The 13,709-nt window shown below is 75.2% G+C and carries 12 protein-coding genes; 7 read left to right on the forward strand and 5 right to left on the reverse strand.

Annotated features, from left to right (window positions below; all coding sequences use genetic code 11):
• The first annotated feature begins 76 nt into the window (after positions 1-76).
• Genes B5Y66_RS18440 through B5Y66_RS18450 form a run of 3 tightly spaced genes read left to right on the forward strand, consistent with a single transcriptional unit; the run spans position 77 to position 4,368 of the window.
• Positions 77-2,080 carry a dynamin family protein gene (locus B5Y66_RS18440; protein ID WP_079576081.1) on the forward strand — a complete coding sequence of 668 codons (2,004 nt, stop codon included), beginning with the start codon at positions 77-79 and terminating at the stop codon, positions 2,078-2,080.
• Complete coding sequence (locus B5Y66_RS18445; RefSeq protein ID WP_079576082.1) at positions 2,077-3,822, forward strand: dynamin family protein; 1,746 nt, start codon at positions 2,077-2,079, stop codon at positions 3,820-3,822. The genes B5Y66_RS18440 and B5Y66_RS18445 overlap by 4 nt, the downstream gene beginning before the upstream one ends.
• A 42-nt stretch (positions 3,823-3,864) precedes the next feature.
• Entirely contained in the window at positions 3,865-4,368 is a 504-nt protein-coding gene (locus B5Y66_RS18450; protein ID WP_079576326.1) for an acyl-CoA thioesterase, read from the forward strand.
• A gap of 115 nt (positions 4,369-4,483) precedes the next feature.
• Here the strand turns inward: B5Y66_RS18450 and B5Y66_RS23290 are convergent, their stop codons facing one another.
• Genes B5Y66_RS23290 through B5Y66_RS18465 form a run of 3 tightly spaced genes read right to left on the reverse strand, consistent with a single transcriptional unit; the run spans position 4,484 to position 6,321 of the window.
• Positions 4,484-4,939, reverse strand: coding sequence for a hypothetical protein (locus tag B5Y66_RS23290; RefSeq protein WP_407656409.1), 456 nt, complete (start codon positions 4,937-4,939; stop codon positions 4,484-4,486).
• A 37-nt stretch (positions 4,940-4,976) separates the two neighbouring features.
• Complete coding sequence (locus tag B5Y66_RS18460; RefSeq protein WP_079576083.1) at positions 4,977-5,900, reverse strand: acyl-CoA thioesterase; 924 nt, start codon at positions 5,898-5,900, stop codon at positions 4,977-4,979.
• A 25-nt stretch (positions 5,901-5,925) separates the two neighbouring features.
• Positions 5,926-6,321, reverse strand: a complete 396-nt coding sequence (locus B5Y66_RS18465) for a globin (protein ID WP_079576084.1) — start codon at positions 6,319-6,321, stop codon at positions 5,926-5,928.
• A 104-nt stretch (positions 6,322-6,425) separates the two neighbouring features.
• Between B5Y66_RS18465 and B5Y66_RS18470 the strand changes: the two genes are divergently transcribed.
• Entirely contained in the window at positions 6,426-6,674 is a 249-nt protein-coding gene (locus B5Y66_RS18470) for a glucose PTS transporter subunit EIIB (RefSeq protein WP_079576085.1), read from the forward strand.
• Between the two features lie 9 nt (positions 6,675-6,683).
• On the opposite strand, the gene B5Y66_RS18475 is transcribed toward B5Y66_RS18470, so the two are convergent.
• Positions 6,684-7,760 carry a mechanosensitive ion channel family protein gene (locus tag B5Y66_RS18475; protein WP_079576086.1) on the reverse strand — a complete coding sequence of 359 codons (1,077 nt, stop codon included), beginning with the start codon at positions 7,758-7,760 and terminating at the stop codon, positions 6,684-6,686.
• A 152-nt stretch (positions 7,761-7,912) separates the two neighbouring features.
• On the opposite strand from B5Y66_RS18475, the gene malQ reads away from it, so the two are divergent.
• The 3 genes from malQ to B5Y66_RS18490 all read left to right on the forward strand — a co-directional run bounded on the left by malQ (position 7,913) and on the right by B5Y66_RS18490 (position 10,990).
• The gene (gene malQ, locus B5Y66_RS18480) at positions 7,913-10,120 is read left to right on the forward strand and encodes a 4-alpha-glucanotransferase (RefSeq protein WP_079576327.1); all 2,208 of its coding nucleotides are present in this window, start codon (positions 7,913-7,915) and stop codon (positions 10,118-10,120) included.
• Positions 10,121-10,235: 115 nt separating this feature from the next.
• The gene (locus B5Y66_RS18485) at positions 10,236-10,676 is read left to right on the forward strand and encodes a hypothetical protein (protein WP_139820980.1); all 441 of its coding nucleotides are present in this window, start codon (positions 10,236-10,238) and stop codon (positions 10,674-10,676) included.
• Positions 10,667-10,990 carry a hypothetical protein gene (locus B5Y66_RS18490; RefSeq protein WP_079576088.1) on the forward strand — a complete coding sequence of 108 codons (324 nt, stop codon included), beginning with the start codon at positions 10,667-10,669 and terminating at the stop codon, positions 10,988-10,990. The genes B5Y66_RS18485 and B5Y66_RS18490 overlap by 10 nt, the downstream gene beginning before the upstream one ends.
• A gap of 92 nt (positions 10,991-11,082) precedes the next feature.
• Here B5Y66_RS18490 and pepN read toward each other — a convergent pair whose 3' ends face one another.
• The gene (gene pepN, locus B5Y66_RS18495; RefSeq protein ID WP_079576089.1) at positions 11,083-13,650 is read right to left on the reverse strand and encodes an aminopeptidase N; all 2,568 of its coding nucleotides are present in this window, start codon (positions 13,648-13,650) and stop codon (positions 11,083-11,085) included.
• Positions 13,651-13,709: the final 59 nt, after the last annotated feature.

Below are 13,709 nucleotides of genomic sequence, written 5' to 3' on the forward strand. Positions count from 1 at the left end.
GCCGTCGCGGGCGGTCGTGCGGGGCGTCTCACACGTCGGCTCTGCACGGATCGTCCCGGATGGGCACACTGGGCACATGACCGACCCGGATCCGACGCCTGCCCCCGACCCGCGGGACGAGGCAGCGGCCCGGGAGCTGGTCGACGCGCTCGAGGCACTGCGCGCCCGCCTCGGCGTCCTGCGCCTGCCGCTGGAGACGCCCGGGGCTGCCGCGGCGCGCATCGACCTGCGTCAGGCCACCGGCCAGCTCGACGACTACCTGCTGCCGCGGCTGCGCGCCCAGCAGGCGCCCCTGCTCGTCGTCGTCGGCGGGTCCACCGGCGCCGGCAAGTCGACCCTGGTCAACTCGCTGCTCGGGGAGCCGGTGTCGGCGCCGGGCGTGCTGCGCCCCACCACCCGCGCGCCCGTGCTCGTGCACCACCCGCTCGACGCCCGCTGGTTCACCACCGACCGGGTGCTGCCCGGACTCGCACGCGTCACCGCGGGACACCCGGCGGACGCGGCGCGCACCGCGGCGGACGGCGGGTCGGGCGCGGCGTCGGCGGAGGGCGCCGCGGCCCTGCGCCTGGTCGCGAGCGAGGCGCTGCCTCAGGGCCTCGCCCTGCTGGACGCGCCCGACGTGGACTCCGTGGAGACGGCCAACCGCGAGCTCTCCGCGCAGCTGCTGGGCGCGGCCGACCTGTGGCTCTTCGTCACGACCGCGGCGCGCTACGCGGACGCCGTGCCGTGGGACCTGCTGGGTCAGGCCGCCCGCCGGCGGGCGCAGGTCGCGATCGTGCTGGACCGTGTGGACCCGGGGGCGGAGGAGGTGGCCGGCGACCTGCGCCGCATGACCGTCGAGCACGGGCTGGGCGACGCGCTCGTGTTCGTGGTCGGGGAGGCCGCCGAGCAGGGGTCGGGCGCCCTGGTGGACGGACTGCTGCCCGAGGCCGCGGTCGCGGAGATCGCCACCTGGCTCTCCGGGCTGGGCGGCGACCCCGAGGCGCGGGCGTGCGTCATCGCCGCCACCCGCGACGGCGTGGTCGACGACCTCGTCCGGCGCGCCGTCGCGCTCGCCGAGACCGCGGACGGGCAGGAGGTGGCCGACGCCCGGCTGCGCGACGCCGTCCGCCGGTACCACGCCGAGGCCCTGACGCAGGTGGAGGCCGCGACGTCCGACGGAGCGCTGCTGCGCGGCGAGGTGCTGGCGCGCTGGCAGGACTTCGTCGGCACGGGGGAGTTCTTCCGCGCCGTCGAGGCGGGGGTGGGGCGTGCGCGGGACGCGGTGGTGCGGTTCTTCCGCGGCCGCCCGAAGGAGGCCCCGCAGGTGGAGCAGGCCATCGCCCACGGGCTCGAGTCGGTGATCCTCGACGCGGCGGAGCAGGCCGCCGAGCGCACCTTCGCGGCCTGGCGGGGCGACGGCGCGGGTGCGGCGCTCCTGGAGGGCCTGGATCTGGCGCGGGTGCCGGCGGCACTGCGCACCGAGGTGGCCGAGCAGATCCGGGGGTGGCAGGAGGACGTGCTGTCGCTGGTGCGCGAGCAGGGCGAGTCGCGGCGGGGCACCGCGCGCGCGGTCTCGTTCGGGGTGAACGCGCTCGGCGTCAGCCTCATGGTGATCGTGTTCGCCTCGACCGCGGGGCTCACCGGGGCGGAGATCGGGATCGCGGGCGGCACCGCCGTCGTGGCGCAGAAGCTGCTCGAGGCCGTCTTCGGCGACGAGGCCGTGCGTCGCCTCGCGGCCCAGGCCAAGGAGCGGCTGAACGGCCGCGTCGACGCGGTCCTGCGCGGGCAGGCGGCCCGCTACACGGCGCAGCTCGATGCGCTGGGCACCCAGGACACCGGTGCCGACGGGGTCCGCGCCGCCGCGCACCGCGTGGCTTCGGCGGCCCGGGCCGAGCGGTCCGCGCGGGCGGTGCCGCACGAGGGTGCCACCCGCCCGTGGAGCGGCGGGCTGCTGCGCGGAGCGGGCACCTTCCGCCTGCCGGACACGCCCGGCGGGGCGGACGACGCGCCCGCCGGCGAGGAGGGTGCACCCGCACGCCGCGCCGGCTGGTGGTCACGCTGGCGGTCCCGGGACCGGCACGAGGAGGGGGACCAGTGAGCCGGATCGACCTCGCGGACCGGACCGCGGCGCTGGAGACGGCGGTCGTCGCGGCGAGCGGCCGGCTCGACCGCGGGCTGCTCGACGACGCGCGCGCCGTCGTGAAGCGGGCCCGTGAGCGCGGCGGGCTCTCCGCCGAGCACACGGTCGTGGCGCTCGCGGGTGCCACCGGCTCGGGCAAGTCGAGCGTGCTGAACGCCGTGGCGGGCGCCCCGATCGCGACCGTGGGGGTGCGCCGGCCCACGACGGCCCACCCCGTCGCGGCCGTGTGGGGCGACGGCGCCGGCCCGCTGCTCGACTGGCTGGAGGTCAAGCGGCGCCAGGAGATGCCGGCGCCGACGGCGGACGACGACCCCACCGACGCCGCGGGCGCGGCACGTCCCGCCCGCCGCGGGCTCGCCCGGCTGCGGGGGCGGCGCGGTCCCGCGGGCATCTCGACCGGGCTCGTGCTGCTCGACCTGCCCGACCACGACTCGGTCGTCGTCGAGCACCGGGTGCGGGCCGAGCGGCTGGTGGAGCGGGCCGACCTGCTGGTGTGGGTCGTGGACCCGCAGAAGTACGCGGACGCGGCTCTGCACGAGCGCTACCTGCGGCCGCTGGCGGGCCGGGAGGACGTGGTGGTCGTGGTGCTGAACCAGGCCGACCGGCTCGCCGACGCGGAGACAGACGCGATGCTGGCCGACCTGCGCCGACTGGTCGCCGCCGACGGGTTGGACGGCGCGCGCGTGCTCGCCGTGTCGGCCGCGACCGGGCGCGGGATGGACGAGCTCAAGGGGCTGCTCGCGGAGGCGGCGGCGCGGCGCGAGGCCGCGACTGCGCGGCTCGCCGCGGACACACGCGCCGCGGCGCAGCGGATCGCGGACGCGTGCGGCTCGAGCCCGGCGTCGCGGGCGGGGGAGCGCGCCACCGGCGCGCTGGTGGACGCGCTCGAGGCCGCCGCGGGGGTGCCGGTGGTGGCCGACGCGGTCGCGTCCGCGCACCGTAGGGACGCGCACCTCGCCACGGGGTGGCCGGTCACGCGGTGGGTGTCGCGGTTGCGGCGGGACCCGCTGCGTCGCCTGGGCCTGCGTCGCGGAGCCGACGACGCGGGGACGGGAGCCACGGGTCCGGGCGGCGAGCCGGACCGGCCCGACCTGGTGCGCAGCTCCCTGCCGACCACGCGGCCCGCGGTGCGCGCGGCGTCGGCGTCGGCCGTGCGCCGGTACGTCGACGACGTGACCGACGGGGCCCCCGACCCGTGGGTGCTGGTGGCGCGGGCCCGGGCGCAGGACGCGATCGACCGGCTGCCGGGCGACCTCGACCAGGCGGTCGTCGGCACGCAGCTGGAGGCCGCGCGCCGGCCGCGCTGGTGGGCGGTGGCCGGCGCCGTGCAGTGGCTGCTGCTCGCCGTCGCGGTGGCAGGGCTGCTGTGGCTGGGCGCCGCCGCGGTGGTGGAGTACTTCCGGCTGCCGCCGCTGATCCTGCCGGTGGTCACCGTGGACCTGACGGCCTCGGGCGGGGGCGTGCTCCAGGTCCCGTGGCCGACGCTCCTGGCGCTCGGGGGCCTGGCGCTGGGCCTGCTGCTCGCGCTCGTCGCCCGGGTCCTGACCGCCTGGGGCGCGCGGCGCCGGGCCTCCCGCGTGCGCCGCCGCCTGCGCGAGTCCGTCTCGGGGGTGGCTGACCGGCTGGTGCGCGTGCCGGTGGGCGACGAGCTCACCGCGCTCGCCCGGTGCCGCGCCGCGGCGGCGATCGCCGCCGGCTGACGGATTGCCGGGGCACACGACCGGCGTGCGACCATGCGGGTCATGACCCGTCTGCACGTCCCCGTCTCCCTGCGCTGGTCCGACCTCGACGCGTACCAGCACGTCAACAACGTCGCGATGTTCCGCCTCCTGGAGGACGCGCGCATCACGGCGTTCTGGCGGCACCCGGAGGCCGTGGACGGCGACGAGTGGCCGACCGCCGTGCTGGACACCGGGCCGCACGCCACGTCGCACACGCTGGTCGCCGGCCAGCAGATCGAGTACCTTCGGCCCCTCGGCTTCTCCCGCACCCCGGTGCGTGTGGAGATGTGGATCGGCGCCATCGGGGGCGCCAGCCTCGAGGTCTGCTACGAGGTGCACGACGGCGTCCCGGGCGGCTTCGCCCGCACGGGTCCGGCGACCGGCGGCAAGGCGTACGTCAAGGCGGTCACGACGATCGTCCTCGTCGACGCCGCGACCGGCGCCCCCCGCCGCATCGGCCACGACGAGCGCGCGGTGTGGGAGACGTTCCTCGAGGAGCCCGTGGCCTTCCGCCGCCGCGGCTGACCTGGCCCGGCGGCGGCCGGCGCCCGGGCGCTGAGCACGGTGGCGTGCCAGGCGAGGCGCCCGTCCTCGCCGGTCTCGCGCCAGGCGAGCAGGTCGACGCCGCCGCGCCGGCGCTTCAGCGTGGTGACGAGGCCGGCCACCACCGGGTCCTCGACAAGCACGTCGCGCAGCTGTCCCGACTTGGCGGGATAGCGGAGGTGCGCGCTGCCGTCGCGGCGCACGGTGGCGTGCTCCTTGCGGATCGTCGCGAGGCCGTAGCTGTCGTGCCGCTTCGCGTACACCTCGCCGCGGCGCGGAAGTACGCCTCGTCGAGGAGCCGGAACGCGAGCGCGAGCACCGTACGGCGCTCGAGCCCGGGCCGGGCGAGGTCCCCGGGTGACCCCGGCGCGGGCCGCCGGCAGATCCAGACGTCGGACCAGGCGGGCGGGATCGCCAGGTGGGTGCAGCGCGCGATCTCGGCCTCGTCGGCGAGCGGCGCGCCCTCGACGTCGAGGAACACCCAGCCGTCGCCCTTCGCCCGGCGCGAGTCACCGGGGGAGGACACGGAGACGCGGCGCAGTCGCACGCGCACAGTGTGCGGCGCGCGCTCCCCGCAGCCGCGTCGCGCCTCAGCCGGGCAGCCGGATCATGCCCTCCTGGGCGATGCTCGCCACCAGCCGGCCCTCGCGGTCGTACACGCGGGCGAGGCCCAGACCGCGCCCGCCCTGCGCGCCCGGCGACTCCTGCACGTACAGCAGCCAGTCGTCGGCGCGTGCGTCGCGGTGGAACCACATGGCGTGGTCGAGGCTCGCCATCGGCACGGTGCCGCCGACGTCGATCCACGACCTGCCCGCCTGGCGCAGCACCGGCTCGAGCATCACCTGGTCGCAGGCGAAGGCGAGCAGGGCGCGGTGCAGCAGCCGGTCGTCGGACTCGATCGCGTGCCGGGCGCGCACCCACACCTGCTGCGTGGGCTTCGGCCGAGGGTCGGGCCCCAGGTAGAGCGAGCCACCCACGTGACGCAGGTCGAACGCCGACTCGTGGGACCAGAACTTCGCGGCCGGGTGGTCGATGCCCTCGAGCATCTCGATCGCGGAGGTGACGTCCTCCGGCGGCGGCACGTCGTCGGGGGCCGGCGCGAAGGCCTCGTAGCCGGGCTGGTCGGTCTGGAAGGACACCGTCAGCGACAGGATCGGCTTGTTGTGCTGGATCGCGTGCGACCGGCGCGCGCTGAACGACCGGCCGTCGCGCAGCCGCTCGACGGCGAAGTCGATCGGCGTGTCCAGGGTGCCCTCGCGCAGGAAGTAGGCGTGCAGGGAGTGCGGCAGCCTGTCGTCGTCGACGGTGCGGCCGCAGGCGAGCAGGGCCTGCGCCAGCACCTGGCCGCCGTACACACGGCGGGCGGGGCCGGGCACGCTGTCGCCGCGCCAGACGTCGTCCTCCCCGCGGGGGCCCCAGCCGTCGACCTCGCGCAGGTCGAGCGCCGCCAGCAGACGGTCCAGGGCGTCGGGGATACCCGCCGGGGCCGGCGTGGTGGTGGACGTCTCGCTCACGGGCACTCCTGGTGGGGTCGAGGGGTCACTCGTCGAACGTGTTGATCATGCTGAACGCCGCGCGCTCCAGATAGTCCCACAGCTGGGACTCGTGGATCGGCGCCAGGCCCAGGGAGTCGACGGCGGTGCGCATGTGGCGCAGCCAGCGGTCGCGCGCGTCGGGGTTGACCTTGAACGGTGCGTGTCGCATGCGCAGGCGCGGGTGGCCGCGCTGCTGGCTGTACGTCGTCGGGCCGCCCCAGTACTGCTCGAGGAACAGCGTGAGCCGCACCTTCGCGGGCCCGAGGTCCTCCTCGGGGTACATGGGCCGCAGCACCTCGTCGGTGGCGACGCCCTCGTAGAACACGTCGACGAGGCGCTCGAACGTCGCGTGCCCGCCGACGGCGTCGTAGAACGACGCGGGTGAAGTCTGGTCCGTCACCGGGCCATCCTCCCAGACACCCGCGGTGCTGCTCCTCCCGCTCGGCGCCCCGGAGGGTTACGCTGGTCACGGACCTGCAACGACGCACTCCACGGGAGGCCCCCATGACCATCGCCCCGCACAAGGCCGACGACATCCTCGCGGCGCTCGGCGGCAGCCGTAACGTCGTCGAGCTCGAGCCGTGCATCACCCGGCTGCGGGTCGAGGTGAGCGACCCGGCCCTCGTGGACGAGCCGGGGCTCAAGGCGTCGGGCGCGTTCGGCGTGGTGCGCTCCGGCCGGGTGGTGCAGGTGATCGTGGGCCCGGAGGCCGACGACCTCGCCGCGCAGATGGACCCGCTGCTCGTCTCCTGACGGCCCGGATCAGACCTCGGGCTCCTCCAGCAGGGCCGGCTCGACGTCGTCCTGCTGCAGCAGCACGCCGGACCGGCGCAGCTCGGCCTGCGCCAGTCGGCGGAGCTCGCGCGAGACCTCCCACTGGTCGCCCGGTCGGGTCTGCGCGTGCAGCGTGAACGTCATGGTGATGTCGTTCACGGCGTCGACCCCGCGCACCGAGGGCGCCTCGAGTAGCAGCGGGGAGAGCTCCGGGTCGGCCTGCACGGCGTCGGCGGCGCGGCCGAGCGCGGCGCGGACCACGTCGACGTCAGCGTCGATCGGCACACGGACCTCGGCCACGGCGCGCGACCACTGCTGCGTCATGTTGCCGGCCCGCAGGATCTCGCCGTTGCGCACGTACCAGAGGGTGCCGTCGAAGGCGCGCACCTGCGTGACGCGGAGCTGCACCTCCTCGACCGTGCCGGTCGCGCCCGAGCCGAGGTCGACGACGTCGCCCACGCCGAACTGGTCCTCGACCAGGAGGAAGACGCCGGAGATGAAGTCCTTCACCAGGCTCTGGGCGCCGAAGCCCAGCGCGATGCCGACGACGCCGGCGGAGGCGAGGAGCGCTCCGACCGGCTGACCCACCGCCTGCAGGATCATCAGCGCCATGATCGTGCCGACCGTGATGTTGGCCGTCGAGCGCAGCACCGACCCCACCGTCCGTGCCCGCTGCGCGCGCCGCTGGCTGGCCAGCGGGTTCGCCAGCGCGATCGCGTCCTCGACGAACGGCGTCCGGCCCAGGTAGCGGCGCCACGCCCCGGAGGACGCCGAGGCGTCCTTCGGCGGCTCGGTCGTCTTCGTCCCCGCTCCCGTGGCGATGCGCTCCGTCACGTGCCCGATCACGCGCCGCAGCAGCGCGAGGATGACGCCGCCGATCACCAGGATGACGAGGATCTGCAGCGGCCAGCCGGTGAACCACTCCCAGAAGGCGTTCCCCGCCTCGACGGTCGCGTCGAAGCCCTGCTCGACGATGCCGGTGTCGGACGGGCTGGGGCTCGGGCTCGGGGTCGGGCTCACGGACGCCGGGGCAGCGGTCCGGAGGGCGAGGTTCAGGGGAGTCACCCACCCACGGTAGCGAGAGCGCGTCCGGTGACGAAACACCGGCCGGGCGGGACCGCCGCCGCGTGGGCGGACGGCCTGGTCGGGCAACCGATGGCAGGATCGTCCCCGTGAGCAAGGATCAGCCGACGACCCCGGACGCCGCCCCGGACGAGATGGACGAGACGCCCGACGACGTGCGCACCGACGCGCCCGAGGCGGTGGCCGACGCCCCGTCGGCCTCCGACGAGCCGACCGCCGAGCTGCGCGAGCTCGCCGCGGCGCACGGCGTGCTCACGGAGCACCACGGCTTCGGCGGCGAGGCGGTGACCACGTCGGCGCCGACGCTCGTGGCGGTGCTGGGTGCGCTGGGCGTGCCCGCGGGCACCCCGCAGCAGGTGACGCACAGCCTGCAGCGGGCGCGCGACGACGAGTGGCGCGCCGTCCTGCCGCCCACCGTCGTGGTGCGCGAGGGTGACGACGCGCAGGTCCCGGTGCACGTCACCGCCGGTGCGGCCGTGCACGTGTGGCTGGAGGCGCACGGCGCGGAGCCCGCCGCGCGCGAGCACGCGGTGCGCCGCCGCCGCGACCTCGACCAGCTGGACGTCCTCGTGGAGCCGCGCACGGTCGACGGCCGCACCATCGGCCGCGCGACCTTCGCCCTCCCGGCGGACCTGCCGCTCGGCTGGCACTCGCTGCACGCGCTCACGGAGGGCCATGAGTCCCGCGCCACCGTCGTCGTCACCCCGCGCCGGCTCGAGCTGCCCGCCGGGCTGGAGGACGACCAGTGGTGGGGCTTCCTCGTCCAGCTGTACTCGGTGCGCTCGCGCACGTCGTGGGGCGTGGGCGACCTCGCCGACCTGGCGGACCTCGCTTGGCTGACGGCGCACCGCGCCGGTGCGGACTTCGTCGGGGTCAACCCGCTGTCCGCCACCGAGCCGGTGACGCCGCTGACCACGTCGCCGTACCTGCCGACCAGCCGGCGCTTCCTCAGCCCCCTGTACGTGCGGGTGGAGGACATCCCCGAGACGGCGTACCTCACCGCGGCCGACCGCTCCCTCGTGGAGTGGGCGGCCGACCCGGTGCGCGACCTCGTGGCCGACCCGGGCGCTCTCGACCGGGATGCCGTGTGGGAGGCCAAGAAGGCAGCGCTCGAGGTGGTGTTCACCGCGCCGCGGCGCGCCGCACGGCAGGCGGCCTACGAGGAGTTCGTCGCCGCGGAGGGCACCGGCCTGCGCGACTTCGCGACCTGGTGCGCGATCGTCGAGCACCTCGGGTCGCGGCCGCGTCCCGACGAGCTGGGCGACCCCGCGTCGCCCGCTGTCGCGGCGCTGCGCGAGCAGCTCGCCGAGCGGGTGGAGTTCTACGTGTGGCTGCAATGGGTGGCCGACGAGCAGAAGCAGACCGCCCAGCGCGTGGCCCGCGAGGCGGGGATGCGGATCGGCATCATGCACGACCTGGCCGTGGGCGCGCACCCGCAGGGTGCGGACGCGTGGGCCCACCGCGACGTGCTCGCCCGCGACGTCTCCGTCGGGGCGCCCCCGGACATGTACAACCAGCAGGGGCAGGCCTGGTCGCAGCCGCCGTGGAACCCTCGGGCGCTCGCACGAGCGGGCTACGCGCCCTATCGCGACATGCTGCGCACCGTGCTGCGGCACGCGGGCGCGCTGCGCGTCGACCACGTGCTGGGCCTGTTCCGCCAGTGGTGGGTGCCGGACGGCGCGTCGCCGGCCGCCGGCGCGTACGTCCGCTACGACCACGAGGCGCTGCTCGGGATCCTGTGCCTGGAGGCGCACCGCGCGGGCGCCGTCGTCGTGGGGGAGGACCTCGGCGTCTTCGAGCCGTGGGTGCGTGACGAGCTCGCCGACCGAGGCGTGCTCGGCACGTCGGTGCTGTGGTTCGAGAAGGAGGACGGGCGCCCGCTCGAGCCGGAGAAGTACCGGCGGGCGTCCCTCGCCACCGTCGGCACGCACGACATGCCGCCCGCGGCCGGGTACCTCGCGGGGGAGCACGTGGACCTGCGTGAGCGCCTCGGCCTGCTCGCCGACGACGCGCAGGAGCTGCGGGCCGCCGCGCGCGCCGAGCGGGACGCGGCCGTGCTGGCGCTCGCGATGCGCGGGCTGGTCGGCGACCACCCGTCCGAGCGGGAGATCGTCGAAGGGCTGCACCGGTACCTGCGCAAGACCCCGGCCGCGCTGGTGGGCGTGCAGCTCACCGACGCCGTCGGCGAGCGGCGCACGCAGAACCAGCCCGGCACCGACCAGGAGTACCCGAACTGGAAGGTGCCGCTGGCCGACGGGTCGGGGAACGTCGTCCTCGTGGACGACCTCTTCGACAACGCCCGCCTGCGCTCCCTGGTCCAGGCGGTCCGCACCGCGAGATAGAGCGCGCGTCGCGCCGAGATAGAGACGGCGGTCCACAAGGCCGCCGTCTCTGCGGTTGTCCACAGATGGGCTGACCGCGCCGCTGAACGACCCCGCCGGTGGCGACGCTGGACACGTGCCCATGAGAACCGCCCCCGGTCCGCTCCGTCCGCCGGCTCTGCCGTCGCCGGTGACATCGGGCCTGCTCCTCGACCTCGAACAGGCGGCGAACCTGTCCGGGGTGCTGCGACTACGCGGCGACCTGTACACGACTCCGGACCCGGAGGCACCACCGGCGGTGGCGCGCGGGGACCTCGTCATGGCGCGCGTTGCTGCCACCTTGGCGGCCCTGGACACCCAGTTCTGGTTCAGCGGTCCGACGGCGGCACTCGTGCACGGCCTGTGGACCTATCGGCTCGCCGACGCCGTGCACCTGACCCAGCTGTATCCGCCGCAGGTGCGCCGGGAGACCGAGTCGTGGGACCACCGGCACAAGGTGACGCGGCACTGGACCGACCTCCCCTGGCGCGACCGCGTCGTCGTGCAGGGCGTCCCGGCGAGTGCCTGGTGCGACTGATCGCTGTCGAGCAGCGGTTCGGCCCGGTGGAGACCCAGATCCCGGTGGAGACGCGGATCGGCACCCGGTGGATCGACGTCGGGTGGACGCGGCCGCGAGTCGGGATCGAGTTCGACGGCGCCGTCAAGTACACGGACCTCGCCGCCGGGGACCACGACGGCGTGCGGCGGCGGGAGCGCGAGCGTCACGAGGCCATCGAGGAGACGGGCTGGCACCTCGAACGCGCCGACTGGAGCGACGCCGAGGGCGATGCGGCGTTCGTGCGGCGGCTGCGGAGGGCGTTCGTCGGCCGGTGGCGCGCGACGGCTGGATAGCGCAGCGCGCGCGCCGCGCCGGAATAGAGGATCGCGCTCTATCTCGGCGCGACGCGCGCTCTATCTCGGCGCGACGCGCGCTCTATCTCGCGTCAGGCGGCGTCGACGGCCTGCGCGGCAAGCGCCCGCTCCGTGCCGGCGAGCTGCTCGACCACCATGCGGCGCAGGGCGGCCGGGGCGTCCGCGTGGGTCTCCAGCCAGCCGCGGACGGCGTCGCGCAGCGCGACCGACGCCAGCGGCGCCGGGTAGAGACCCTCGATGAGCTCCTCGGCGATGTGGTAGCTGCGTGTGGTCCAGATCGGCAGCAGCGCATCGACATAGCGGGCGGCGAAGGGCTCCAGCACCGCCGGGTCCGTCACGTGCACGAAGCCGGCCGCGGTGGAGCGGATGATCGCGTTCGGCACGTCCGTCTGGTCGACGACGGACGCGAACGCGGCCTCCTTGCCCGCCACGGTCGGCGTCGCGGCGCGCGCCCGGGCGGCCGCCTGGCGGCCCGTGGCCGTGTCGTCCTGCTCGAGCGCGGCGTCGACCTCGGCACCGTCGGCAGCGCCGAGCAGCACGAGGCTCTCCAGCAGCTCCCACCGCAGGTCGGTGTCCACCGTGAGCCCGTCGAGGGTGACCGAGCCGTCGAGCAGGCCGCGCAGCGGGGCCGCGTGGCCGGGCGTCGACGCGAGCTGCGCGAAGAACTTCACGAGCTGCAGCTGCAGGTCGGAGCCCGCGGAGGCCTCCTGTGCGAGGGCCCACAGCCGGTCGCCGATGCGCGCCAGGGTCGCGGCGCGCCGCTCCGGCGCCACGTACGAGCGGGCGGCCAGGCCGAGCTGGTTGAGCGTCGTGCGGACGGTGGTCGACTCGGTCTCCGCGGCGATGTTGCCGAGCACCAGGTCGACGTACGCGGACGCCGGCGTCTCGCCGTCGCGCACCGCGTCCCAGACCGAGCCCCAGACGAGGGAGCGGGCCAGCGGGTCGGTGATGCGCGACAGGTGCTCCAGGGCCTCGGCGAGCGACGCCTCGTCGAGGCGGATCTTCGCATACGCGAGGTCCTCGTCGTTGAGCAGCACGAGCGCGGGGCGCTCCCGACCGACCAGCTCGGGCACGTCGGTGCGCTCGCCGTCGACGTCGATGACGACCTCGTGCGTGCGGGTGAGCGCGCCGTCGACGAGGTCGTAGAAGCCGATGCCGAGGCGGTGCGGCCGGATGGTCGGGTAGTCGGCGGGGGCCGACTGCAGCACGGCGAAGCCGGTGATGCGCCCCTCGGCGTCCTCCTCGATCTCCGGGCGCAGCGTGTTCACGCCGGCCGTCTCCAGCCACGCCTTCGACCAGGCGGTCAGGTCGCGGCCGCTGGTGGCCTCGAGCTCGACGAGCAGGTCGCGCAGCTCGGTGTTCGACCAGGCGTGCTTGCGGAAGTACGCCGACACGCCTCCCAGGAACTCGTCGCGGCCGACCCACGCGGCGAGCTGCTTGAGCACGGACGCGCCCTTGGCGTAGGTGATGCCGTCGAAGTTGACCTGCACGTCCTCGAGGTCGCGGATCTCCGCGACGATCGGGTGCGTGGAGGGGAGCTGGTCCTGGCGGTACGCCCAGGTCTTCTCCATCGCGGAGAAGGTGGTCCAGGCGGCCTCCCACTCGGTGGCCTCGGCGGTGGCGAGCGTGGACGCGTACTCGGCGAACGACTCGTTCAGCCAGAGGTCGTTCCACCACTTCATGGTGACGAGGTCGCCGAACCACATGTGGGCCAGCTCGTGCAGGATCGTCACGACGCGGCGCTCGCGCATGGCGTCGGTCACCTGGGAGCGGAAGACGTACGACTCGGTGAACGTCACGCAGCCGGGGTTCTCCATCGCGCCCATGTTGTACTCGGGCACGAACAGCTGGTCGTACTTGTCGAACGGGTACGGCACGCCGAACGTCGACTCGTAGAAGGCGAAGCCCTTGCGGGTCGTCTCCATGATGTAGTCCGCGTCCAGGTGCTCGGCGAGCGAGGAGCGGCAGAACACGCCGAGCGGGATCGTTCGACCGTCGGACGACGTGAGCTCGCCGCGCTGCACGGCGTACGGGCCGGCGACGAGGGCCACGAGGTAGGACGAGATGCGCGGCGTCGGCTCGAACGTCCAGGTCGCGGTCGGGACGTCGGCGTCCGTCGCGTGGGTCGCCGTCATGGGCTCGGGCGTCGGCTGGTTCGACACGACCTCCCAGGCCGCGGGGGCCGTGACGGTCACCTGGTACGGCGCCTTGAGGTCGGGCTGCTCGAAGGTCGCGAAGACGCGGCGGGCGTCGGGCACCTCGAACTGCGTGTAGAGGTACACCTCGCCGTCGACCGGGTCGACGAACCGGTGCAGGCCCTCCCCGGTGTTCATGTAGGCGCAGTCGGCGACGACGCGCAGCTCGTTGGTCGCGGCCAGGTCGGTCAGCGCGATGCGGGAGTCGGCGAACACCTCGGCCGGGTCCAGCGCGCGGCCGTTGAGCACGACCTCGCGCACGGCCGGGGCGACCAGGTCCACGAAGGTGCTCGCGCCCGGCGTGGCCGAGAACCGGATGACGGTGGTGGACGCGAACGTGGTCGGTCCGGTGGTCAGGTCGAGATCGATCGCGTAGGACGCGACGTCGGTGACGACGTCGGCGCGCTCGATCGCCTCGGCGCGGGTCAGGTTCTCTCCGGGCACGGGTTCTCCCTCGTCTCAAGGTGGTGCAGCGCGTGATGGGCGCGCAGGCTCGCGCACGA

It is taken from the genome of Krasilnikoviella flava (genome assembly GCF_900167525.1).
Classification (GTDB): domain Bacteria; phylum Actinomycetota; class Actinomycetes; order Actinomycetales; family Cellulomonadaceae; genus Isoptericola; species Isoptericola flavus.

Coding starts and splice junctions, on each gene's coding strand:
- B5Y66_RS18440 (WP_079576081.1), top strand. CDS start 77: ATGACCGACCCGGATCCGACGCCTGCCCCCGACCCGCGGGACGAGGCA.
- B5Y66_RS18450 (WP_079576326.1), top strand. CDS start 3,865: ATGACCCGTCTGCACGTCCCCGTCTCCCTGCGCTGGTCCGACCTCGAC.
- B5Y66_RS18470 (WP_079576085.1), top strand. CDS start 6,426: ATGACCATCGCCCCGCACAAGGCCGACGACATCCTCGCGGCGCTCGGC.
- malQ (WP_079576327.1), top strand. CDS start 7,913: ATGGACGAGACGCCCGACGACGTGCGCACCGACGCGCCCGAGGCGGTG.